The organism is Bremerella cremea (genome assembly GCF_003335505.1).
GTDB classification, from domain to species: domain Bacteria; phylum Planctomycetota; class Planctomycetia; order Pirellulales; family Pirellulaceae; genus Bremerella; species Bremerella cremea_A.
This window is the reverse complement of sequence record NZ_QPEX01000024.1, coordinates 432,003-455,559: the sequence shown is the minus strand read 5'-3', so window position 1 is coordinate 455,559 and position 23,557 is coordinate 432,003. Positions and strand designations below refer to the sequence as shown.

At 53.6% G+C, this 23,557-nt stretch carries 13 protein-coding genes and 1 pseudogene; 4 read left to right on the top strand and 10 right to left on the bottom strand.

What is annotated here, in order from left to right:
• Positions 1 to 2: 2 nt before the first annotated feature.
• Entirely contained in the window at positions 3 to 2,039 is a 2,037-nt protein-coding gene (locus tag DTL42_RS13165) for a hypothetical protein (protein ID WP_114369178.1), read from the top strand.
• A gap of 425 nt (positions 2,040 to 2,464) precedes the next feature.
• Here the strand turns inward: DTL42_RS13165 and DTL42_RS13160 are convergent, their stop codons facing one another.
• From DTL42_RS13160 to DTL42_RS13145, 5 genes and pseudogenes are all read right to left on the bottom strand, one after another.
• Positions 2,465 to 3,523 carry a DUF1559 domain-containing protein gene (locus tag DTL42_RS13160; protein WP_114369177.1) on the bottom strand — a complete coding sequence of 353 codons (1,059 nt, stop codon included), beginning with the start codon at positions 3,521 to 3,523 and terminating at the stop codon, positions 2,465 to 2,467.
• A gap of 81 nt (positions 3,524 to 3,604) precedes the next feature.
• The gene (locus DTL42_RS26950; RefSeq protein ID WP_425305524.1) at positions 3,605 to 3,730 is read right to left on the bottom strand and encodes a Fe-Mn family superoxide dismutase; all 126 of its coding nucleotides are present in this window, start codon (positions 3,728 to 3,730) and stop codon (positions 3,605 to 3,607) included.
• 26 nt (positions 3,731 to 3,756) lie between these two features.
• Positions 3,757 to 3,945 (bottom strand): annotated as a pseudogene (locus DTL42_RS26945) (Fe-Mn family superoxide dismutase); the annotation flags it as partial.
• A gap of 75 nt (positions 3,946 to 4,020) precedes the next feature.
• Positions 4,021 to 5,853, bottom strand: coding sequence for a c-type cytochrome (locus DTL42_RS13150; protein ID WP_114369176.1), 1,833 nt, complete (start codon positions 5,851 to 5,853; stop codon positions 4,021 to 4,023).
• A 36-nt stretch (positions 5,854 to 5,889) separates the two neighbouring features.
• Positions 5,890 to 7,329: a cytochrome ubiquinol oxidase subunit I gene (locus tag DTL42_RS13145; RefSeq protein WP_114369175.1), complete on the bottom strand. Its 1,440-nt coding sequence runs from the start codon at positions 7,327 to 7,329 to the stop codon at positions 5,890 to 5,892.
• A gap of 285 nt (positions 7,330 to 7,614) precedes the next feature.
• On the opposite strand from DTL42_RS13145, the gene DTL42_RS13140 reads away from it, so the two are divergent.
• Positions 7,615 to 8,493 (top strand): twin-arginine translocation signal domain-containing protein, encoded by an 879-nt coding sequence (locus tag DTL42_RS13140; RefSeq protein WP_114369174.1) that lies wholly within the window; start codon positions 7,615 to 7,617, stop codon positions 8,491 to 8,493.
• Between the two features lie 1,377 nt (positions 8,494 to 9,870).
• A complete protein-coding gene (locus tag DTL42_RS13130; RefSeq protein WP_234824195.1) occupies positions 9,871 to 10,968 on the top strand; it encodes a transporter in 1,098 nt (365 codons plus the stop codon).
• A 523-nt stretch (positions 10,969 to 11,491) separates the two neighbouring features.
• Here DTL42_RS13130 and DTL42_RS13125 read toward each other — a convergent pair.
• The 5 genes from DTL42_RS13125 to eno form a co-directional block, all read right to left on the bottom strand.
• On the bottom strand, positions 11,492 to 12,892 hold the full coding sequence (locus tag DTL42_RS13125) for a DUF1501 domain-containing protein (protein WP_114369172.1): 1,401 nt from the start codon (positions 12,890 to 12,892) through the stop codon (positions 11,492 to 11,494).
• Between the two features lie 49 nt (positions 12,893 to 12,941).
• On the bottom strand, positions 12,942 to 15,590 hold the full coding sequence (locus tag DTL42_RS13120; RefSeq protein WP_158545360.1) for a PSD1 and planctomycete cytochrome C domain-containing protein: 2,649 nt from the start codon (positions 15,588 to 15,590) through the stop codon (positions 12,942 to 12,944).
• A gap of 87 nt (positions 15,591 to 15,677) precedes the next feature.
• Positions 15,678 to 17,039: a FecR family protein gene (locus DTL42_RS13115; RefSeq protein WP_114369170.1), complete on the bottom strand. Its 1,362-nt coding sequence runs from the start codon at positions 17,037 to 17,039 to the stop codon at positions 15,678 to 15,680.
• A complete protein-coding gene (locus DTL42_RS27155; protein WP_114369169.1) occupies positions 17,036 to 17,566 on the bottom strand; it encodes a sigma-70 family RNA polymerase sigma factor in 531 nt (176 codons plus the stop codon). Before DTL42_RS27155 ends, DTL42_RS13115 begins: the two co-directional genes overlap by 4 nt.
• Before the next feature lie 742 nt (positions 17,567 to 18,308).
• Positions 18,309 to 19,586 (bottom strand): phosphopyruvate hydratase, encoded by a 1,278-nt coding sequence (eno, locus tag DTL42_RS13105; RefSeq protein WP_114369168.1) that lies wholly within the window; start codon positions 19,584 to 19,586, stop codon positions 18,309 to 18,311.
• 454 nt (positions 19,587 to 20,040) lie between these two features.
• Here eno and DTL42_RS13100 point away from each other — a divergent pair, with 454 nt between their 5' ends.
• Positions 20,041 to 23,556 carry a tetratricopeptide repeat protein gene (locus DTL42_RS13100; protein WP_114369167.1) on the top strand — a complete coding sequence of 1,172 codons (3,516 nt, stop codon included), beginning with the start codon at positions 20,041 to 20,043 and terminating at the stop codon, positions 23,554 to 23,556.
• The last annotated feature ends 1 nt before the right edge of the window (position 23,557 follow it).

Below are 23,557 nucleotides of genomic sequence, written 5' to 3'. Positions count from 1 at the left end.
CGATGCATCGAACCGACCTGCTCGTTCTCACTCCTGATGACTTGGCCGCGATTACCAATCGCGGCACGGTAAAGCGTGCGCAGAAAGAGATCGAATCGGAAAGTCCAACGTGCGAACTCGAGGAACAGGATGGTGCGTTGATCTTTACCTGGTCGGACGGAATCACCTGTCGTTTTCCCGAAGGCAAAACAATTCATGATGCGATCTGCTCAAGCGGTAGCTTGGGGGTCACGCGGCACATCATTCGTTCGGTCTTGGCCTACCAACGATTGGCCGCTGCCGGACCAGAATCGCAGAATCTTGATGAGCCTACTGCTGCAGCCGAGGAGCCGCCGGTAGCGACTCTATTGACCGCTCCGTGGGATCCGGGGACGTTTACCGATGAGGACTTGATCGCTCGATTTCGAAAAGCGGTCGTAACCAAAGCCCGAAAGAAGTTTGAGGAGGGAGTTCTCGTCGAATTGACTCGTGGAGCCAAGCCGACCGCGCGGTTCCTGGATCAGGCCTGTACCGTCCGATTTCTCGTCCCCGGCGACCTGCGTTATGTCCATGCAGACTGCGCCGAATCGCTGTTGCCAACATGGGTTCCGCTGGCGGTCTGGGCGTTTCGTGAACTTCCGCAGGATCAGCTTGCCGGCTTGATCTCGATACAAAACGCCGACTTGCCCACGCCGACTGAATTGCTTGCCAATCTCGACGATATCTTGCTCGAACTCTATCGCGCGGGACTCTCGAATGTGGGCAGTTCGTGGTCGGGGCGGTTGATGCGTATCGAAACGGACTTGCGCGGCGAAGGGCTCGTCTGGCCGGCCGAACTCGTGGCCGATTTGCTTCAGCAACACCAGCTTTATCAACAGCACGACGCGCGCTTCGAACCTCTGACGGTGTTGAACGTTGTAGGCGAACTGATTGCCCGGACACGTGCGATCCGACGAGCTACCAAAGCGGTACCGCAGCCCTTAATTCGCGGAAGCAAATCGGATCGCCCAACCGAGATCGCCAGTGGACGCATGATTGGCGTTGGTCTGGACGTGCAAGCTGGAAGGCAACATGTCACGCTAAGTGCCTACCTTCAGGATGCGGAGTCCGGCAGCGTGGTCACGGTCGAAAGAACCTTTGCGGATCCCGACCCTGACTTAGGCGAGACACCGCGATCGTTTTCAGATTTAGCGGAAACCATTGTTTCGCGTGGCACATCGTTGGCATCACTGGGATCGTCGCAATTGCTATTTAAGTCGGGCAAGCGAACCCCGAGCGGCGTGTTGATCCTCCCTCGCGGTGCCAGTAACGTATCGACCAATCCACAAAGCTTTCAGTGGGAACAACTCAAGCCTCCATTCGCAGCCGAGAGTATTGCCCAACTGAGGGCTCGCTTCGATTCGCTTCCCCCTTCGTACCTTCGCCCTCGTCGCCGAACCGAAAACCTGCATGCACTTAGCGTTGTCGCAGTCGAAGAGGTTACGTTCGATGTGGCTCATCAGCGCTTACGGGCCGAATTGCGCGATGTCTATGGAGACACGGCCCAGTTGACCTATCCGTTTCACTCGCGCGGCAGTGCTGGATTCGATGCCTTGTTCGACACGCTCCAAAAGCAAGGGGACCAGATTCGCTTCGTTTGTGGGCATGTCCACAGTGTGGGGCGAAGCCTGGAGATACATCCGATTTGCCTGGTGCTAGATGACGGCAATCACCGTATCGGAATTCTGCCTGCCTTACCTAACGGAGGATTGAATCTCGACCCCAGTGCAACCGCCAGCAAACGCACTACTGGCGAGCGATCGGTATTGGATGAATTCCTCGCAGAGCTTCGGAGCACGCTTGGCGACTTGCTTGTCACCGGCGTTGCCAGCATTGACGATCGTACTTGGAGCGAACTTACCGACGCAGGTCGGCAACTTGGCTTCACACGCCTAACCATTCCAATGGGCAAACTGGCGGAAGCGTTGGCGGCTCGCTCGAATCGTTTGGATTGGGAAGATACCGCTGCTACCAGTCAAGCACGCGAACTCTTTTTGCTGGCCAGGATTGCTATGGAGTAATCCTCTTTCCAAGCTTCGCTGGTGTCGATGATTGCCTGGACCGGGTGATTGTTGCCGCCGCTTTCATTCAACTATTTACGCCTCGTCCAGAACGGTTGCTTCAGATAGGCCACGATCTCGGCGAACTTTGGATTGTTATAAGGACTCTGAATTTCGTGGGAATCGCTTTGCAGGTCGTACAGCCTCTAACTGTCGGTGCCGGCACTTTGCAGCCATGGATAACGCCCCCCTTTATCACTCAATGCGAAGCCCAAAGTATGCCGGGAAAAGAAGATCATTTGCCAAGTACATCCAACAAGGGCAGTAGGTTGCCTTGCGTCGTCCGGCTACGGTAGCCGCCTATCACCTCGGGCAGACAGCAACCCGACGTGATCACAAGCCTTGATAATGGGATGGCATCTTAACTTGGGCCATCGTAAGCGAGGTCAGAAGTCGGCTAGAACTTCGCCGCCGCCGCGTGTTGAAAGGCCACGCCAGATTGGCAGATCGACTGTTTCGGCAACGAACTTGACCGAGCCATCCGCTAATACGGCATTTACTCCGCCTGGGTGCAGGCTGCGAGCAGCAAACCAGCCACGGCTGTGGGAATAGGCGTCTGGTAAGCTGCTATTGGGTGCCAGGTAGCTATTAAAGAGAGTGGCGCTCGCTTGGCCCCAGATCCAGGGGAATCCTCGATCTCCGCGCCAATCGGACGCCCCTTGAATGTCGGCTTCAGTAAACATCGGATCTACCCCGCCTGGGGAGGTGCCGATACGGGAACGCCCGGCACTTAGGCTTGCCGCCAGCCGATAAGGCTTCGGAATATTTGCCAGGGGCGTCGAGGACATATCCAGCCCTGGTCCGCGAAGAGATTCCGACATGACAACCGTGTTGGAAGTCCCGTCCGTAAGGTCGGCAAATCGCGTGCTACTGTCGAAAAAAAACACTCCGTCGGTAGGAAATGCGGGATCGTAGTACGACTTTCCGGCTGCGGAGATGCCGGTCCCCGTGTTAGCCATGTAATTTGTTCCTGCCAAATCGGTACCGAACGACATCGTTCCGAACTTTACTTCCGCCCGCTCCGGAGCGCTATCACTGGGACAAAGAAACATGTCAATCAACTGCTTGGCTGCCGCATTGCTGAAGCTCGGTGGCGAGCCTGCCAACACCGGCTGACGAAAATCGATGAGGTCTTGTAGTGACGTTTGCTCGACGAACGGTAGCAAGCGAGCATGTACCGAAAATGCGGAGCTGCTTGCCTGCGTGCTGCCTCCGCCATTGCCGCCGCTTGGAAGCGTACGGTAACTGCTTTCGTAGGTATGCATGGCCAACGCCAACTGCTTTAAATTATTGCTACACTGCATCCTCCGTGCAGCTTCACGGGCCTGTTGTACGGCGGGCAGCAGCATGGCAATTAAGATGCCGATAATCGCAATGACGACTAACAATTCGACAAGCGTAAAACCACGCCAGCGAGCATTAACCTGGTGAAGACGATAATTCATGGTGTTTGGCAAGAGAGTCTCTTTATTGAATTCGTTTGGAATACAGCGGTCACTTCGATGGCAGCTTACCGATCGTTTGCTTCAGGCCGTCGCGAATTGTTCATTCAAAAACTTCCAGTTCACGACGTTCCAGCAGGCTTTCACGTGGCTTGTCCGCATATTTTGGTACTTGAGGTAGTAGGCATGCTCCCAAGCTTCGATGCCCAGAAGTGGTTCAACCCTTGAGACTCAGGTGTAGCTTGGTTCGCAGTCGAAATGACTTCCAGCTTTCCGTCGTTGAAAACAAGCCAAGCCCAACCGCTTCCGAATCGCCCACCAGACTTGGCAGCAAACGCTTTCTGAAAATTCTCAAAACTGCCAAACGTTGAGCCGGATGCTACTCCCACGTTTCCCTTGTTATGCTTACCGCCGCCAGGAGCCATCACATCTGCCAGAAGAGCGAGTGGTTCAGGCGACCGTCTCGCTCTCCCTTTCGTTGTCGCTGGTTCTTGTTCTCGTCACAATTGCATCACATACGCCACGAGGTCAGCCAATTGTTCAGGTGTGATATTGTCAACAACACCGTTAGGCATTTGTGATTGCGACTGCTGTGACTTAGCGTCGAGGTCGTCCTCGATCAGCTCCACCTCTTTTCCATCGGCGAGACGGATTGTTAGCGTCCCCTCTTCCTCATTCTGCTCTGTGATCAAGCCCGTATGCACAATCCCTTCCCAGGTCAGCACCGACCATGTCTCGTAGCCTTTGGCGATTTCTGCCGATGGATCGAGAATGGACTCAACAATCTGTTTCCGAGATAGACGCTTGCCAATGCCCTTTAGGTCGGGGCCGACCGTAGATTTGCCATTTTGAGAAACGTGGCAAGACACACATGTTTGCGTAGTGAAAAGGAGTTCTCCCTGCTGAGGCACCCCAGGAAGTTCCATGGTACGAGCAAACGCTTCTTCGCGGGGGAGATTTCGTATCCATTGCGATTCATCCACAACGAATTCTTTTTCGCCGCTTCCCAATTCCAGCATGTAGTTGGCGACAAGTGCGAGTTTCTCTTCACCAATGTGGGCCATCGAGGGCATTTGACCAAACTGCTGTCGTTTCTTCCCAGGATGCATCGCCCATTCGACGATTTTCTCAGGATGATCTTTGTGAAGCCGATAAATCTCTTGAATCGACGGAGCAGTTTTTTCCAACTCGACCTGATGACAGGAAGAGCAGACCATCGTGTACAACTGCTCTCCGTTCATTTCCCTTCCACCAGCACTCGCAAACGCGGTATTGAATGCTGCCACTTCTTCACGAAATGCAACCGTGCGTTCCAGCACTGCGTCGTTGAAATCTTTCAAGGCGACATCTCGATACATCTGACGACCAATGCCCATGGAAAGGGCGACGACCGTAAAAACAAGGAAAATCGGTGCCCACAATCGACCAATTCGGGCATCGTCGGAATGGATTTCAAGCTTTAACAACCAAAGCAGGCCAATTCCCAAACAGGCTCCAATCAGGATCGGCACGACGACATAGGCGTTCATTCCCACATGAGGAAGTATCAGCAAAAGAACCGGCCCAACCAAGAATTGCGCCATCGTGATGTAATACGTCAGACGGTAAAAGTGACGCCGCGTTGCCGGCACCGTAAAACCTTCTGGCAACCGCTCGCTCGCCTGCTTTCCGAAGGTTAACCAGATGCATAGAAACAATGCCGTTACCGCGACAGATGCGGCTAGGAAATGAAGGTACCTGAAAAAGACATTCCCGTTGCCAATCGTCAGCGAGGAGAAAAATCCCTGCACGTCGTACCAACGATCAGGGTACTGCATCAAATTGATGTTGGCCAAGAAGATGAAAGGGATTGAAAGGAACAGCATCATGGAACAGATGCCGAGCCCTATGTGCAGAATCTTCAGACCGCCGACGCACCAGTTTGACCAAGTGTACTTATGGAGATAGGTCAATAAAAAGGCCGCCGTCACCAACGGGACAATCAAGATCCATGCGTGCCCGGTCAACGAGTTCGACGAGTAAAACGTCAGCGTATAGAGCAAGTTGATTATCAACAAAGGGCCAACGCCAAGTACGACAGCCAGACTCTTATTGACCGTTACCGATGCGGCTATCTGTTCCGCCAGTCGATCGAATTTTGGCTGCTTTTTCGTGTATCCAAGTATTTCGTAAATCACGGCCAGGATGGTTCCCCCCACCATCAGATTCACGAATAGGATATGTAGCAGGAACAGCGGAACGAGAAGTCCTCGTAGCGTTAACTCGTCGATTGGCAGGGGAAGCGGAAGGTCCCGCGGCGTGGGCATTTGGGCGAGCAGAGACAAAGTATTCATAGCACAACGCGTTCATGTGGGATGGAAGATTTTGGACTAGTCAGCACGAGAAACCGTTTCCTCAGTGTCCGACTCAGGATGCGAGTTCGAGGATTCTGTGCTGGGGGGAATGCCCGCAACCTGAACTCCTTCCAGCGAAGAGGGGTGATCCTGCAATTCTTTTAAATAGGTGACCAAGGCATCCGCCTCGTCCGCATTGCCCGGAAAAGGCGGCATATAGGGATGAGACAGGTGCATCCCGCTTAGGAACGCGTTCATCTGCTCCCCATTCCAGGGATCGTTTCCGTATAGCTTTTCTAGTTTTGAAATGATTCCGTTGAATCCATCGGTCGTATGGCATCTGGAGCAGGCGATTACGAACACGTCTCGTCCCGCCAAGGATTTATTTTCCGGGGTGACTTCATGCACGTGGGCATACGCGGCATACGGCAGCAAGCCGTTCTTCTGGTAGAACGCGACCTCGTCGACGCGAATCCCGTTCGAGTACATGTAGTCGGCGATCACGTACGGTTTACGGATAAATTCGCGTACCCGCTCGAAGTGTCCAAGCAGTGCTAATCCAAATAGAAAGGGAATAATCAAAACGAAACGGGGCATCCGTTGAGGGATTAAAGCCCCCGCCAATGCCGAGAGAGCAATGAATCCAAGCACCCCGGTCGCGATCCAGAGAAACGAGCCTTGCCACTGGGCGAATTGTTGAGTCATCAGACCTACGGGAATTAGACCTGACATCGCCTCCGGCACCACTTGCAGATACCACCAGGAAGCCAGGCCAAGCAGTGGTAGCCAAGCTAGTGTCCAACATGAAATCAAACGCATTGCTCGGTTGCGGAACTCGGAGTCTCTCCGAAACCAGATGCCCAGCAAGAAGCCAGCGAAAAGTCCTGCCGTGGCCATGGCAAACGTTGTCCGGAAAGCAAGCTGGGGCAGGTAAATCGGATTAAGTACAGCAGACCAGAACAGCGAATTATCTTTCCAGGCACCGGGATCCATCATGAATCCCAGGACCGCGACAATGATGCACATCGTCAGCCACGAGGCAATTGAAACCGCGATCCCCAAGCATAGATGCAGCCGCTTGGCTCTACCCTCTTTCCATCGATCCCATGTCAGATAATACGCCAGAATCAAGATCACTTCGGTGATAAAGACCAACCACTCAGCGAACCAAGCCCAGAAAAAGACTCGCAACAGGCTCCCGATCGCGAACGGTGAAACGAGTGACGTCGACAGCCAAATACCGACGCCAGTGAGTGCCCCCAGCGACGTTGTGATAATGAAAACGACAAACGTTACCCGCTTGGCCAACTGATCCCACTTTTGATCTCCAGTCTTCACCCCCATCCATTCCAAAAGAGTCAGCAGGGGGTAAATCCCAACGGCTAATGGGTGATTGATCGCCACATGCACAATCGCGATCACAGCGATCAGCATGCGATTCCCCATCCCGTCGAGGTGAAATATCGGGAAATCCATCGCAAAACCTCGGTAAATTTCGATTCAACGCAACCGGGGCGGTCCGCTCTACCGGCTACTTCCAGCAAACTACAGTGTCATCATATCTAATAATGCAAGAATATACATGCGACATTTTGACGCACATATACTTCGAATTGCAACTACTGCTTATTGACATGCGACATCGTTTTGCGGACTATTGCTTATTGAGCTTCCATTGGAAATGGTACAGAAAGAGCCACATCGACCATCTCCACCCACCTTTTTGTGGCGTCCCGCAATAGCCAAGGAGCTAGTTTTTCTATGCGACAGAATTGGACCGATCAGCAGTACCGAGATGAAGAAAGTCGTCGACGTTTCCTGAAAGAGATTACCGCCCTGACCGGCTGGACGGTCGTAACAGGAGCGACCGCTTTTCAAGGACCGATGGAAGCTATCGCTGGCGATAAAGCGAATGCTGACAAGGGGTTTGGTGGAATCAAGGGACGTATTCTTTTAGACGGAGAAGTGCCGGAACGAAAGGAAATCGATCTCTCAACCGCTGCGTTAAACAGCGAAGACCTGAAATGGTTTCGATCGATGGGGCCGATCCTCAACGAGGACTGGGTAGTCGATCCTAAGACACACGCAGTCCGATGGGTTTACGTTTGGCTTATCCCAGAAGACAAAAAGGGAAGCCTGACACCGCATGAGTCGCTTACGTCAGTAAAGGCCCAGGAAAAGGTGGTCCCTATCGACCAGGAACCAACCGGCTACGTTCCGCATGCGGTGGCCATTCGTGAAGGTCAAAATATTCTCATGCGAAACAAGGGACCGGTAGCTCATGTCTTTAGCCTGCAAGGCTTTAGCAATCCAAGCAAGAATACGGCCATGCCTCCTGGATCTGAAATCCCAGTCACTGATCTTGTCGCTGAGCGAGCACCAATCAAGATTAGCTGTCCTCCCCATCCGTGGGAGCGAATGTCGCTACGGGTTTTCGATCACCCCTACTTTGCAGTCACCAACGCGGATGGGGAATTTGAGTTCAAAATGGTCCCATCCGGGCCTTGTCGCCTGATCGTTTGGCACGAAACATTAGGGTTTCATGGAGGGCGCCAAGGTCGATATGGCTCTCTTGTCAATGTGGAGGGGGCTGCGGTGACCGATCTTGGTGAAATCAAGATTAAAACGCAAACCGCGTGAGAGTTGGAGTTTATTGCACCCCACTTTCCTGCTCTTGGATTGCGGTGCCGCCTTGAGAACTTTGGAATGAGGCCTCACTTTTCCATAAATTGAGAATTAACAGCGACTTAGAGTGTTGTTTCGATGGTGTTAATGCCGTAGATTCTTAATGTGGAGAGTGAGCCGAGAGACTTTGGGACGTCGCTGCTTATCCTGCAGAATGACACTTTATGTCGAATCGGCAACGTAGAATTCGCCTGATCCAGTTGGCGCAAAAGCTCGTAAGCTATTGCGTTATCTTGGGTATTGCGCTTTCCGCGATTCCACTTCCCTATCTCGTTTCGCCGAAATTCTACAAAGATCTTTCTGTTCCTTTTATCTGCCAAGATCATGCTTGCGGGTGTTGCTCTGCGTCACAGTGCTGGAGCAGTTGTCGCTGCTTTTCCCATGGGCAGCGAGTTGCCTGGGCACATACACATGGTGTCGAAGTCCCGGCAGCAAAGCGAAGTTCTGGCCATAACCATAAACGAGACAAAGGGTTACTGCATGAGCCGAGTTGCGGAACCCAATCGAGTTTAGCCAAGTTGCGGCGTAAGAATCTTGCCAGAAGTACTCCTCTCAGCGATGAGTTCTGTGGGACCCGCCCATCTCCGGAAAAGACCCTGACAGAGCCACCGCCTAGCAATGAGTACGCAGCCATTTCTTCGCCTCTGTACCGCTGTCACAGCGGTAAAAGCTACTTCCTGGGTGGTATCCCTTGGTGCATTCTAGGCGAAGAAACCGACAATAATTGGTCTACTAGGGGTAGCCTTGCCTTTATTGCGGTCCCGTCAATGAACTCTATTGACGACTCTCCTCCAATCCCTCCCCCTAAGCTCTTCGTGGCGACGGTCTAGAGATCCGTCGCTTTCACTTCAATTCGAAGAGCGCCCGAGGTATACGCGTTGTTTTTACAGCTGCGCAATCTCTGGGATGTCGCGCGGCTCGTGGTGGCACGTTCGCGTGAAATGGTGAGGCTCACTCTCCACAAAGTGACTCTATGTCATTTCATTGTGAGCGTGCCGCCATGAGCCGCCCGAAATATTATCGGCATATGCTATTATAATGGTATATATGAATTGTGGTATCAATGCGCATACACCTATCTAGTTGGTTGTTTCTATTATTTCGAAATCAGATAGAAACCGACTGTCAGGCTCAAGGCCAGCACCACTCCGGCCCGATTTTGTAAACATGGGCATTAAAGGCAGTTTGCCGAAGAAGTGGCCAAAACGGTTCTCGCGGCAAGGAAATCCGCAATAGTCCCGTGCGGTTGACGGCAAATGGGCTTCTTATTCCTCGCTTTGGCCCCAGGTGAGGTGGCCTGCTACGGATCATTCAGGAAAGGACTCTCTCAAAATGCGACAACGAACTTCTCGGTACCTGGCAACGCTAGCCCTGTGCCTGGTGCCTGCTCTGGCCATCGCTCATCCAATAGCAGGTGATTCCGGTGAACAGCTTTACTCACCGATGGAGCCTTTTGCCGCATGCTGCTGTGATCCACATGCCCATTCGTTGAAGGAAGGCCGCCCCGATAGCCATGCCCCAGCCGGCCTAATGGGAGATCATGTCCACCATCAGGGCGAGATCATGGTCGAGTACAAGTTCGAAAAAATGTTCATGGATGGAAATCGCTATGGGACCCAGCAGGTAAGCGATGTGGTCGCCCTCGACGTGACCGGCATCCCCTTCATGGCCACGCCGACCCGCATGGACATGAACATGCACATGCTCCACGTCATGTACGGGGCAACCGATAACGTGACGCTTTACCTGATGCCGATGTGGATGGAATTGACCATGGACCACATGCGTCGCAACGGAACGACCTTCACGACCTACAACGAGGGTTTTTCGGATCTTCGATTCGGTGCGCTCTTTTTGCTTTACGATACGGAAAGCACCGACTTGATTTTCAATTTTGGCATGAGTGCACCTACCGGCAACATTCACGGCACGACAACGGCTGCCAGTCCCATGGGAGCGGAAACGCAAATGCCGTATCCGATGCAGCTGGGAAGTGGAACGTTTAACTTCCGCCCAGGCATCACCTACAAAAAATATTGGGAAATGGCCAGTACCGGTTTCCAGTTTCAAACGAATCTGCCCGTGGGAGAAAACTATCGCGACTATACGGTCGGAAACGAATATCAGCTCAACTGGTGGTTCGCTAAGCGAGTGGGTGAACAGATGTCGTTCAGCTTCCGCACCGAGGGGCTTTGGCGGGAAAACTATGGCGGCCCTGGCGATCCCCAACTCAATCCGAACATGATCAGTACCGCCCGCACTGACATGCGAGGTGGTTTCTGGTTCAATCTCGGCGTCGGCGGTATCTACCAGTTCTGTGACGGCAGTCGGCTGAATGTGGAACTTGTCCGTCCCGTCTATCAAGACCTGGATGGTGTGCAGCTAGAGACCGACTTCCAGATGTTCGCCAGTTGGTCGAAAGCTTGGTAAAGCAAACCCTCTCTCCCAGAAGGCGGTCCCGATCTTAGTTGATCGAGATCGCCTTTTTTTGTGCCGGCAAAACGACCTGCGTTTCAGGACCGTTCAAATTCAGTATGGATATTCATTGAATCGGCCCAGCCGAGTGCGAACCATCGAATGGCACATAGTTCTACCCGAGTCGTTTGAGGATTTCGCGTTTGACCTTGTGCCTGGGCTTCATCATGCGGCCGTATTTCTTTGCCCACCAGTTCCGGCGTCTTGCAATGCAGGATGGGGCCACATTGCCCTGCGAAATGTAGAAGCTCTCGTTGAAGCCGTCTTGCCACGGGCTGCCGGGCTGGTTGAGCGATGATCCATCCCTAAGAACTGCCGCACGCTGCGGCAGATAAACTTAGCCCCGTTTTCGTTTCGGCTGAACTCTGACACGCAGGTTCAAAATGGGTTGAAAGTCAACCTGAGGACGATAATTGTCGCGATTTGGAATGGTGCGATTTTCCATCCCCAAAAATACGCTTGGCAATCATCGCTCAAGTCAGATCATGATTTCCTCAATCACGTTTCCTTTAACGTCGGTCAGTCGAAAGTCCCGGCCAGCATGTCGGTAGGTGAGCGCTTTGTGATCGAGACCGAGGGTTGCAAGAATCGTGGCATGAAGGTCGGCGATCTGAACGGGATTTTCTACGGCTTCGTAGCCATAGTCGTCGCTGCGGCCGTAGGTAATGCCCGGTTTGATGCCGCCGCCCGCCATCCACATTGTGAAGGCTTTCGTATTATGGTCTCGTCCATCTTGGCCTTCAGCGTAGGGAGTTCGGCCAAATTCGCCTGTCCAGACAACGAGCGTGTCGCGCAGCAGATCACGTTGCTCAAGATCAGCCAGCAACGCAGCGATTGGCTGATCGACTTCGCGGCAACTCTTCTGGAGTTTATTGTTCAAGTCGAAATGGTGATCCCAGTTTCCGTGAGTGATTTCGACAAAGCGAACTCCAGCTTCAACGAGTCTCCTCGCGAGTAAACACTTCCGTCCCATGTCGTCCGTCGGATCTTTATCGATCCCATAAGCATGCTGCGTGACGGAGGTCTCACGCGAGATGTCGAGAACTTGTGGCATCTCCTGCTGCATCCGAAATGCGAGCTCATAGGACTGAATAACCCCTTCGACATCGGGATTCACTGAATCTCGATTCTGCTTATCACGGTTGAGTGTTTGAATAAAATCAAGTTCCGCTCTTTGATCGCTTCGTGAGGACCGTCCCTGTAGGTTTGCGACGCTCGCATGGCGAATCGGTCGATCGTTCTGGCCGATTCGCGTCCCCTGATAAATCGCGGGAAGAAACGAACTACCGTAATTTGTTGCTCCGCCGAACCCGCTGGGCGGTGTGAGACTGACGAAGCCGGGTAGGTTCTGATTCTCGGTTCCCAATCCATACAGCGTCCATGCGCCCATCGACGGTCTGACGAACTGAGCGGTTCCTGTGTGGAGCTTGATAAACGCTTGTGGGTGGGCGGGCAAGTCGGTTTGCATTGAAGGAACAATGCAGAGTTTGTCCGCTTGTTGAGCAAGCTTCGGAAGAAGTTCCGACATCCAATGTCCACTCTGTCCATGTTGCGAGAATCGCCATTTTGATCCGAGCAGTTGCGAACCGGCGCGAGGCCCTGGCTTGCCAGTATCGCGATTGAGTCGTGGTTTATAGTCCAGCAGATCGACGTGCGAAGGAGCACCGCTCATGCAGAGAAAGATAACGCGTTTGGCACGCTGCGGCAGGGTTGGGACTTTGGGGGCCAGTGGACCTTGCGTTTGCGTCGACTGAGCGGATAGAGCGGTTCGACCAGCCATCCCCGCAAAGGCGAGCCACCCGAACCCACAAGCAGATCGCTGCAGAACGTCTCGGCGTGTGTACAGCTTTTCGATTGTAGAGCAGGTTGATCTGTTCATGAGAATGCCTCTCTGATGACGTGAAACATCGACTGAAGATAAAGTTGGTCTAATCGATAAAGCGAAATTCTGCAGAAGCAAAGAGGCTCCGCACGATACTGGTCCATGCCTGACGAGGGGTATCAAATTCACCGAGTAGACGCCGGGCCGCTTGCGTTTCATGCTCCGTCGGAGCACGGTTGAGAATGCTCTGAAATACGAATTCAAGTCGCTGTGGGACGGATGAGGAAACCGATCGTCCAGGGTATTTACGCAACGCTGTATCCGCCAAATGTTGCGACTGCTGTGCGACAAATTCACTATTGAGCATGAATAAAGCCTGTGACGGAACATTGGTTGCCTCGCGGGCTCCATCCGTTGCGGAACTGTCCGGCGGATCAAAATCAGCGAGGACTGCCGGTTGCACACTGCGAGTCGCCGGCAGGTAGATCGACCGGAACTGGTGATCCGCACCACCTATTTCATCGAGCGTCACAGCTTGAAATCGAAGCCCTCCGATTGGCCCGTCACCGGCTCGCCCGATTAGCGATGCTGGTTCGGGCGATAGATCAAGTCTCCCCGCTGCCGATAGGATTGCGTCCCGTAACTCTTCCGCCTCAAGGCGTCGCGAAGTGTGTCGCCACAGGTAGGAGTTATCTGGATCGGCAGCAAAGTTTACAGCGTCGTAGGATGATGACAGCTGATAGACGCGACTGAGTGTGATCTCTCGGATGAGATCTTTCATGGACCAACCGTTCTGAACGAAGCGATCTGCGAGATAGTCGAGCAATTCAGGATGAGAGGGCTCAGCGCCGGAGGTGCCAAAGTTGTCGACACTTGCGACGATTCCGCGTCCGAACAGCCAGTGCCAGGTCCGGTTGACGATGACTCGCGAAGTGAGGGTGTTATCGGGAGAAACAAGCGCCTCTGCGAGTTGCAAACGTCCGCTACCGCGGCGAATTAGGATGTCTTCTCCTGATCCAAGGAGTGCGGGAATCCCTCTTGGGACCTCCTGTCCTTCGTTTTCAATGTTGCCACGGAGAAACAGGGGGCTGTCCCCGATCTGTTCAAATCCGCTCGCTTGGTTCCGTCCACGCTGTTGCATCTGCTCCCGGTTCGCTCCCGCTTGCATCGGCTGCCCCGGTCTCATCTGCCGATTAGGAGGCATGCGTTGCCCGGGGCGCATTGGTCGTCCATTTTGCGGACTGCGAGGACGTTCCGGTCGACCGGGACGCCGAATTTCGGGAAGCGAAACAGGGCGATCTGCGACACCCATCGCAAGTGCCTTCGCTGAACCATCCTCGTTGATAATGCTCAGTTCGAATTCTAGTTGTGAAATCTGTGTGTTGATTCGTACGATATCAAAATCGGTCAGTCTATCTGTCGCACGTCCACCGTTCGCACGTTGGGCACGGGCAGAGCGTTGCTGTTCCTTGAGTCTTTCCAACTTTCTTTGCTTGCCGGAAGTTTCTGCGGAACTCATTCCATTGCCGACAACTGGTAGGTTTGCACCTGCAGGTAGTTCGATCAGTCCCGCACGGTTCCGGCCCCCCACGGCGCCTGCCGTTCCGTACTTCGTTTCTGTGGAAAGGAAAATTCCCGCCAGTGCCGTATAATCTCGCTGAGTAATCGGATCGAAACGATGGTCGTGACAGCGAGCACACGCGACCGTCTGTCCGAGGAATGCTTGAGAGACAACGGCTATCTGATCATCCGCCAAATCAACGGCGAATTGCTTGGCATTGCGCTCATTAATTGGATTTTCACCAAGTGCGAGAAAGGCTGTGGCAATGAGGTGTTCGGCTCGTTCGGATTCATTCTTCGCCGGTAATAGATCTCCCGCGATCTGCTCGCGTAAAAAAACGTCGAACGGCTTATCCTTATCGAACGCGTCAATAACATAGTCGCGATATCGCCACGCATGAGGGTAGACGAGATTAACGTCTTTGCCTGATGATTCCGCATAGCGAGCAACATCAAGCCAGTGACGTCCCCACCGCTCTGCAAATTCTCGTGAGTCGAGCAGGCGGTCGACGGTATTCTCAAGCAACTCTTGCCTCGCCGCGGGGGCCTTCTGCCACTGTGACAAGAAGTCCGCCATTTCTTTTTGGCTCGGTGGAAGTCCAGTCAAATCGAAGCGTAGCCTGCGTAGCAACACCGTCGGTTCAGCGTCACCAACCGGCGTCAGTCCGTTTGATTCCCATTTTGCCGCGATGAATTTGTCGATGTCAGTCCTTGGCCAAGCTTCATGCGGTGAAGCGACTGACATTGAAGACGGCATTACTCGCTTGATCGGTTGGAAAGACCACCACGAATTGGCGTCCGATGTGTCGTAACTGCTGACGATTTTGGCTGGTCCATCACGTGGGTCGGGAGCACCCATTCGTACCCAAGTTTCAAAATCACGTATCACATGAGCCGGTAGTTTGCCACCATTGTCCTCAGGCGGCATTTGCAAGTCATCGCTGGAATAGCGGATGGCTGCAATCAGCAGACTTGCAGAGAGATTTTCAGGAACGACAGCCGGTCCAGAGTCGCCACCACGACGCATCCCTTCACGCGAGTCCAGCAGCAACCCTCCCTGATTCTCATTTGCTTTTTCCGAGTGGCATGCATAGCAGTTCTCGACAAGCACAGGGCGAATCTTCGTCTCAAAGAATGCCAACTGGTCTTTCGATAGCTTCTCCTCACCGCTCACCTGGGTCGCGTTAAAAGTCATGAGAAGTATCGCAGCGACAGCGAGGCAATTGAATTTCTTTATGGATGTATCCTGAGATCGGTCGTTGGTATTTTTCATGGTACTTCCTTATTGCTCCAGCGATTCATCCACAATGACGCGAACCTGATCGTTGAATTGTCCAAAAGCAGCCAGATCGAGTGAAATAGTTCGTCGATCCTTGCTGAGCGTGAGTACGTCATCACGAGGTGTCCCAAACAATTCGAGCGATCGGCCTTTTTGAGGGACTTGTCCCCCACGTACCGAGAACCGGCCATCGCTGGATCGCAGGTCGTCCCCACGCACGATCAAACCCAATACCGGACGGTCAAACGTGATGTCTCCGGTAATCCGTTTAATGTCATCAGGGTTGGGACGACTTCGTTGAACGGAACTCTCTGCCTCGTTATCATTCGCAGGGCGAAACTGAAGCAGGAAACTCTTAACACGAGTTCCTGCCGGGATTTCCTGATCAATCAATTGCGAATCATGTCGGTATGTTCCCGGAGCGACCACATTAACAGTGAGAGGTGCGTCCAGCGTTTGCGCGTAGCCTTCCTGCAAAACCATGAGGTTTTCGTCACTTTGAATCCGTCCCATGCGTCGAGGCCATGGTGGTGCGTATTTGAACGCTCCGCTTGAGCCAGCAATTCCTGATGAAGCAGGCCACAACTTCTCATAAGGCGAGGTATCGAATTTCGATTCCAGAATGGTTTTCAAACTAGCGACCTCTACGGCTTCGCCTTCGCGAACCAGACGCGTTTCGGAATCGTCGCCCGAGTGGACTTCGACTTCACCATCGAACACAGAGATTAATGCCCTCCCGTCGTCGTCCAGTTGAATTCCGAACGCTGTTCCCAAGTCAATAACTTCTGCCATTGGCGTATCGACCTTGAAACCCTCTGCTCCTGGGGGAACAGTGGCGGTCAAGAGTCCCCGGTCCAGGCGAGTGCGGCCTGGTGAGATAAGTTCATATCTAGCGGGTCCCTGCAGCGTCACCTCGACCCCATCGTCAAATTGAAGCCGCACCAATCCAGTTTGAATGATGATGGCCTGGGCGCTGATCCGATCGCCGACGGTAAGATCGCTGCCAGGATCTTCGACCATTGCGACCGTCACGAATGGAGTTCGTTCGGAGTTGCCATTCTTGTTCGGGCGTAACACGAACAAGACGATTAGCAGGCAGGCGGCGATGCCTGTCGCTATGGCAAGGGACTGTTTCCAGGCAAATGTTGAGCGTTTGGCAGAAGCTGAAGACGTTCCTTTAATCTCGTTAGTCACAAGTTCGCTACGGATTGCATCTTGCAGAATCTGGTGGCGGATGTTTGCCTCAGTGAAGGATTGCATGTTTTGGGGATCTGACTGCAACCAGTTCTGAAGTTCTTTCTCTTGCTCGGCATTGAGAGAGCCTTCCAGCCATCGCTCAATCAGGTCGTCGATCTCGGCACTCATGCGGATTCTCCCGAGATTGCCAACTTGCGCACTATGCAATCCTTAAGTGACTGGCGTGTTCGTGAGAGAATTTTGCGAACGTTCGCCGCAGATAGGTTTAGTTTGTCCGCGATCGTTTCCGAAGTCTGATTGTCTCGAATTTGTAACTCCAGAATCTTTCGCGGTCGGCCTTTGAGTTCGCTGACACATGCCTGCAACGCTGTTATTTCGTCAGTCATACGCGGCGCGAGCTCAGCCCAACTCTTCGTGTATTGTTCAAGGAATTCTGGATTGCAGACCAGGCGATCGCGAGCAGAGTCTCGACGGTGACTGAGGACTTCGAATTTCGCGATGCCTAGCGCCCATGGGAGGAATGGTTGCATTTCATCGTACTCCGTGAACTTTTTTAGCAGTGTGAGCGAAGTATTCTGGACCACATCGCGAACTGCCCATTGATCTTTAATCAACGACGCCACGAACTGACTCACAACCGGCTGAACGTCCGTCCAAAGCTGTGTAAATCGAATTTGCTGATTTTCGTTAAGCATGGTGAGCTAACTTCAGAGTTTGTAGTCGTCTAAGAGGAATCTCCACGGGTTCATCTTTGTGTGACAGAGTTTTCGAAGGAAACAGATAATTACTTCAAATTTCATATCTCGTGACGAAAAATGATCGTCTTGTATCCCGTGGTTCGCGCTTCTTTCTGCGATCGTCTTCGGCTCGCTCGGTGCAACTCGCCGCTGTCATGAGGCCACGCAGTTCGTTCCTGCGCTAGCGCCGGCATGACGAATCCACTTTGCGCGTTGAAACCTTTGTCAAGTTCCGCAGTTGCAACTAGGCACTCCGCCGTTTGAAAACGGTATTACCTTGATGGTGAACTTCAATTAAAGATCGCAACGCCCAGCTCAGAAACTGGCGGAGGCATTCCCGGCGATATTATTTTTTGCTTGGCCGTATCACCAAGATATTGTTACTCGCTTGTATCGATCTGGTCGGAAGCTTCTCTTGGCTTTGGCGGGGATTCGCTGGGAGAATGCGAGGTAATCATCGATGTGGTACTTCAATAAAGACGCCGGGCAATGCCAACCCGAAACCGCGAATGCGAACAGGTGGCCAGAAACAACAAGGTGGCAGCCGCTGGAGGATACGGTCTACCGGATGGATACCAGGAACGGATCGTCGATAAACTTTTCGCGGCCAATGAGATGGAAGCAGTTGTTGTTCCATCTCACTTATCTCCGAGTATTTCGTCAGCAAATGACGCCCATTTGTTGCCGAGATCGACTTCTGTTAGTACTTGAAGGCCTTGCGGCCCGCAAACTGGGCGTCCTTACCGAGTTGGCGTTCGATCCGCAAAAACTGGTTGAATTTGGCGACGCGTTCGCTGCGGCAGCCAGAACCGGTCTTAATGTGCCCAGCTCTGGTTGCCACCGTCAGGTCGGCGATCGTCGTGTCTTCCGTCTCGCCAGAGCGATGGGAGATGAAGCAGTTGTAGTTGTTCTTACGGGCCAGCTCGACGGTGTCTAGTGTTTCGGTGAGCGTGCCGATTTGATTCACCTTGATCAGGATCGAGTTGCCGACGCCTTGTTCGATTCCTTTCGTTAGAATCTTCGAGTTCGTGCAGAAGATATCGTCTCCCACGAGTTCGATTTTGCCGCCAAGTTCGCTGGTGAGTGTCTTCCAGCCTTCCCAATCATTTTCGGCCATTCCGTCTTCCAGCAACACAATCGGATATTGCCCCGCCCACGACTTCCATAGATCGACCATCTCGTCGGAAGTCTTCTTTGACTTATCCGACTTGAAGAACAGGTACTGGCCTTCGTCCCACATTTCGCTGGAGGCCGGATCAATACAAATCGAAATGTCGCCGCCTGGTTGATATCCGGCTGCGGAAATCGCTTGCAGAATGATTTCCACCGCTTCGACGTTCGACTTCAGGTCAGGGGCGAAGCCGCCTTCATCACCGACGCCGGTACTGTAACCTTTGTTTTTCAGGATGCTTTTCAACGCGTGGAAGGTTTCCATTCCCATGCGAATCGCTTCGGCAAAACTGGGGGCATTGTGGGGAGCAATCATGAACTCTTGAAAATCAACCGTGTTGTCAGCATGCTTGCCGCCGTTGATCACATTCATGCAGGGGACCGGCAATAGCGAGGCGTTGCAGCCACCGAGATAACGATAGAGCGGCAGACCAAGCGCGTTGGCGGCTGCCCGGGCTGCAGCCAGCGAAACGGCAAGCATGGCGTTGGCGCCAAGTTTAGCCTTGTTGGGCGTCCCGTCGAGCTCGATCATCAACCGATCGATTTCCCGTTGGTGCAATACGTTCGTGCCAATCAAGGCCGGCGAGATTTTCGCTTCGACGTTCTCGACCGCTTTCTTCACGCCCTTGCCGCCGTACCGCTTCTTGTCGCCATCTCTCAGTTCAACCGCCTCCCGCTCGCCAGTCGACGCTCCGGACGGCACGATCGCCGTACCGAAGGTTCCGTCTTCCAGCGTGACACAACTTTCTACGGTTGGATTGCCGCGAGAATCGAGAACTTCCTGGGCAGACACATCCTGAATGAACATCTTTGATACTCCTGAAAAAAGGTGAAATCGGCGCAGAGGGGGAGTGATTTGTAAAATTACTTGCGAAGCGTCGCAGCGACTCGCCGGGAATTACGTGAAAGCTTCAACGCTTCGATAATGTTTCTTTTTCTTTGGGCTGCTCTGGCCCGTTCGCTGTTGTTGCGCCCCGAGTGGATGTCTGGACGCTGGATGTCGTGTTGTGATTGGGGGGGCCTGCCATACCGCGATCGTCGGCAAAGCTACAGATAGCGAGATCAGGCATAAGGGGCTCGCTTGCCGGCCCCGAAAAGTCTTCCAACTCAACGTTTTCTACGTAATAGGCGCATGAAACTGCTAGCGTTAGGGATTGCGCTGATTGTACCACCTTAAACTGAATCGACCGATTCCAATGGTCGAAAGAATTGAGACATAGTACGCAAGCAACGTTGATTCATGTAGCGGGAAATGGTGAGTGATGGAGAGGAATCTCGATCAAGAAGTGGACAGTCAGGGTCAACTCGACCGAGGATGTCGCTGCTGGCAGGGTTCGCTAGCAGCCGCCGTTTCTCGCTCTGTTGCTTTCGTTTTTCTGCTGATGTTTTCGTGGATCGTCGAAGCGGCCCCGCCGGAGGAAGTTCCTTTATCTCGAAGACTTCCGGTGCCCACATCGCTGCAGAAAGCCAGCGAGGATAAGATCATTCCGCTATCGCTTACACCTCCTAGTAATGCGATAAACGATGCGCGATTCTCCCAGCCACAAGCATCTTTACTACCAAGCGAAGCCAACTCGGATCAGGGGCCCAGCCTCATACCGCCGATCGCCGAAGAGATCCCACCGAGCAAGCCGATAAGGCTACCCCAGGGGGCCGATCCGAACATCAGCAACAATCTCCAACGCCAGGTGTTGCTTGAGGCGGCCCGCAATGCGGTGGCCCTGGGCGACTTGAAGGTGGCGGCCCAGCGTTTCGAGACATTGCTCAAGAGCTATCCCCATGACATGGAGGGACGCCTGGAATATGCGGGCATCCTTCTTCGTTTGGATCGCCAACAGGAAGCGATTGCCAATTATCGCCAGGTTTTGGTGTTGGATCCGCAGAACACGAAAGCCTCGCTCACCTTGGCTGACTTGCTGATTGGTCAGCATCAGTTCGACGAGGCAAACGCTCTCCTGACTAAGCAACTGCATATAGAGCCCAACAATGTTTCAGTGGCACTCCGGTTGGCAAATGTCCTGCTGCAGATGGGGAAACGGGCCGCAGCGATGGAAACGCTGCATCACTCGGTCTTGAAAATCCAGCTCTCCAATGCCGATCGCCTCTCGGCTGCGATGTTGCTTCGCGCCTTGAACGATCCCGCCGCAGCGCTCCAAATGCTAGAGCCGTTGATCCAGCATCAAACGCTTAGTCACGATGGACTTACGCTGGCGCTGCGGTGCCTGGCATCGTTGGGGAATTTCGAGGCCATGCAGCAACTGGCCGCCCAGTATGGAGAAGACAACCCGGAAAATATCAGCAAGATGCTGGAACTGAGCGGTGAACTGCTGGACGAAGAAGATTCGCTGGCCGCGCTCTTCCTACTGGAAGCCATCACGGCGGAACTCCAGACCGATAGCGATGTCTTGACCCTTCTGGCTCGAGCACGCGTTGCTCAATATCAATTGCCGCTCGCCCAACAAATGCTCGAAGAGTTCGGACATCTGATTCCGGAAAGAGAACGCATCTTGCTTTGGGGCGAGATTTTGCAACGTTCCGGTAACTATCTTGAGGCGATCTCTGACTTCGAACAGATCCTGCTAGAGGAACCGAACAACCGGCGAGCCGTTTACGGGAAAGCCCAGGTGCTGCAAGCATTGGGGCAGTATGGCGGCGCAGAAGCGACACTGCGTTGCTACGCACAAGCCTTTCCTCAAGAACTGGGGCCTCGATTTCGCCTGGCCCAACTGTTGATCGATCAGCAGCAACTCGGACAAGCCGAGTTCATCTATCAAGAGATCATCTCCCAAGAGCCTGGCGTTGTGTTTGCCTATCGAGCGCTGCTGAATCTCTTGATTCGTCAACATCGCTATGATCAAGCTGCGGCACTGATCGATCAACTTCAGCGTACACGCCCCTTCGAACCGCTGCTGATGTCGACCCTTCGCATCGAACAGGGACTTTTGTTCGTAAAGCTGGGCCAGGCGATCGAAGCGATGGAACTGCTGAGAAACCATGAGCCTGCCTCGCGAACGTTGCTGCCAGATGGTTTCTTGGTGATGTATCAGGCCGCATGTTTCATTGGCGAGCCAAGTCAGATTGAATCTGCCAAGGCAAGCCTGTTGGGATGCTGCGGTCAATCATTGGAACTCTCTGTACGGATGTCGGACGAGGCACTCGCGCAGTGCCTCGACTCGCTGGCGGCGTGTATTCTCGAACAAGCCAATCAAATGAGCTCGAGTCAGATCTCGATCGCCGTTCGCTTGGCAGATGCTTACGCGGCAGGCAGTTGCATGCCTGACTTGTGCCGAGCGGAAGAGCTGTATCGTAGTGTCATCGCTCTTTCACCAACCAATGCCCGAGCTCGGATAGGGCTCGCCCGAGTTCTCTTGAAGATGGATCAACCGGTCGAGTCGGATGCCGTCTATGCTCGGTTGGATCAAGATATGCCGACCTTTGTCACCGCCCGCCGCGAGTATGCTCGCGTGACGTATGCCGTTCATGGTCGCAGGGCAGGGGACGCGGTCTATGCCGCGCTGCTACGCGATGCTCCGTCGGCAGCTTCAATGCCGGTTCAATCTGTGCATGTGGGGCCTGCGTTGACGCTTACCGCTCGACAGCCTGCTCCGATGGACGTGGCCAGTGCGATCTCATTGGAACGCCAGGCGAAGTCGTGGAAAGATTGGCGTCCGACTCAGGCAATCTGCGACTACCAATCGTTAATCGCGGTAGAGCCAGCGAACGAAGATGCCTATTTCGATCTGGGGCAGCAGTACCTGGAAAAGCAGCGTACCTGTGCGGCGATGAATACCTACAAGGAACTGCTCTGCGTTAACCCTTGTAGCGAGCCGGCCCGAATTGCCTTATCAGGCATCAGCCGCAGCACGCAGCCCCGCGGGACGTTCGACTTCCTCTACTTCGGACAAAGTGGTCGTAACGGGCTGGCCAATATCAATCGTGTCTCTCTGGAATGGGGAGCCGAAATTCCACTCGGCGATGCCGATCAGTTCCTCCGCTTCGACTACGCTCACCTGGTGTACGATCCGAAGACGACCGGCACCGTTCTGGGGAATTCCTTTGGGGCCGGTATTCACCAGCGATTCTGGGAAGACTTTCGCTACTTCGCCGAGGTCGATGTTCAGGTTTTTGATGAAGGGTTCTCACCTCGGCCGGTGTTCGACACGGGAGTCTCGGTCGACACGTGGTTTGATGGCCGCTTTGAACTAGGTGGCTTTCTGCAGAATGTCGCCGAGAATAGCCAGTCGATTGCTCAAGACATCTACATGGGTGGCGGGCGACTGGCGGGAAGCATGATGCCGACGTCGTGGTGGACGATGCAAAGCCGATATCGTTTCAGTGGCTACTCTGATCACAACTTTCGTCACGACCTGTTCGTGCACAATCGCTTCCAGCTGATGAAGGCCCCGAACGAGCTCAACTTTCTGGCCGATTACGACTTTCTCTCGTTCGACGAAGGTTCCATCTTCGGGCCTGGACCTGGGATCGACGGGACGATTCATCCCTATTTCGCTCCGTCGGGGTTTTCGCAAGTCAGCCTTGGGTTTGAGTACAAGTGGCATCTGGGACGCTACGACTTTGAAGGAGCGCCGCAGCGTTGGGTCTCGCTCGAGTATCGTGCCCAATGGGACTCGCAAGGGCAGTTCTATAACATCGGTCGAGTGCGTGGCTATTGGGACATCTGCGGCCGCCTGGCAGCCGGGGCCGAAACGAGCCTTACCCGTTCGGCGGTCTACAATAACGACGTTGCTTATGCCTACCTGATTCTATGGTTCCCATAGG

Bases quoted from the DNA above. Each gene is read 5' to 3' on its own strand.
- DTL42_RS13165 (WP_114369178.1), top strand. From the start codon at position 3: ATGCATCGAACCGACCTGCTCGTTCTCACTCCTGATGACTTGGCCGCG.
- DTL42_RS13160 (WP_114369177.1), bottom strand. From the start codon at position 3,523: ATGAATTATCGTCTTCACCAGGTTAATGCTCGCTGGCGTGGTTTTACG.
- DTL42_RS13150 (WP_114369176.1), bottom strand. From the start codon at position 5,853: ATGAATACTTTGTCTCTGCTCGCCCAAATGCCCACGCCGCGGGACCTT.
- DTL42_RS13145 (WP_114369175.1), bottom strand. From the start codon at position 7,329: ATGGATTTCCCGATATTTCACCTCGACGGGATGGGGAATCGCATGCTG.
- DTL42_RS13140 (WP_114369174.1), top strand. From the start codon at position 7,615: ATGCGACAGAATTGGACCGATCAGCAGTACCGAGATGAAGAAAGTCGT.
- DTL42_RS13130 (WP_234824195.1), top strand. From the start codon at position 9,871: ATGCGACAACGAACTTCTCGGTACCTGGCAACGCTAGCCCTGTGCCTG.
- DTL42_RS13125 (WP_114369172.1), bottom strand. From the start codon at position 12,892: ATGAACAGATCAACCTGCTCTACAATCGAAAAGCTGTACACACGCCGA.
- DTL42_RS13120 (WP_158545360.1), bottom strand. From the start codon at position 15,590: ATGACTTTTAACGCGACCCAGGTGAGCGGTGAGGAGAAGCTATCGAAA.
- DTL42_RS13115 (WP_114369170.1), bottom strand. From the start codon at position 17,039: ATGAGTGCCGAGATCGACGACCTGATTGAGCGATGGCTGGAAGGCTCT.
- DTL42_RS27155 (WP_114369169.1), bottom strand. From the start codon at position 17,566: ATGCTTAACGAAAATCAGCAAATTCGATTTACACAGCTTTGGACGGAC.
- eno (WP_114369168.1), bottom strand. From the start codon at position 19,586: ATGTTCATTCAGGATGTGTCTGCCCAGGAAGTTCTCGATTCTCGCGGC.
- DTL42_RS13100 (WP_114369167.1), top strand. From the start codon at position 20,041: ATGGAGAGGAATCTCGATCAAGAAGTGGACAGTCAGGGTCAACTCGAC.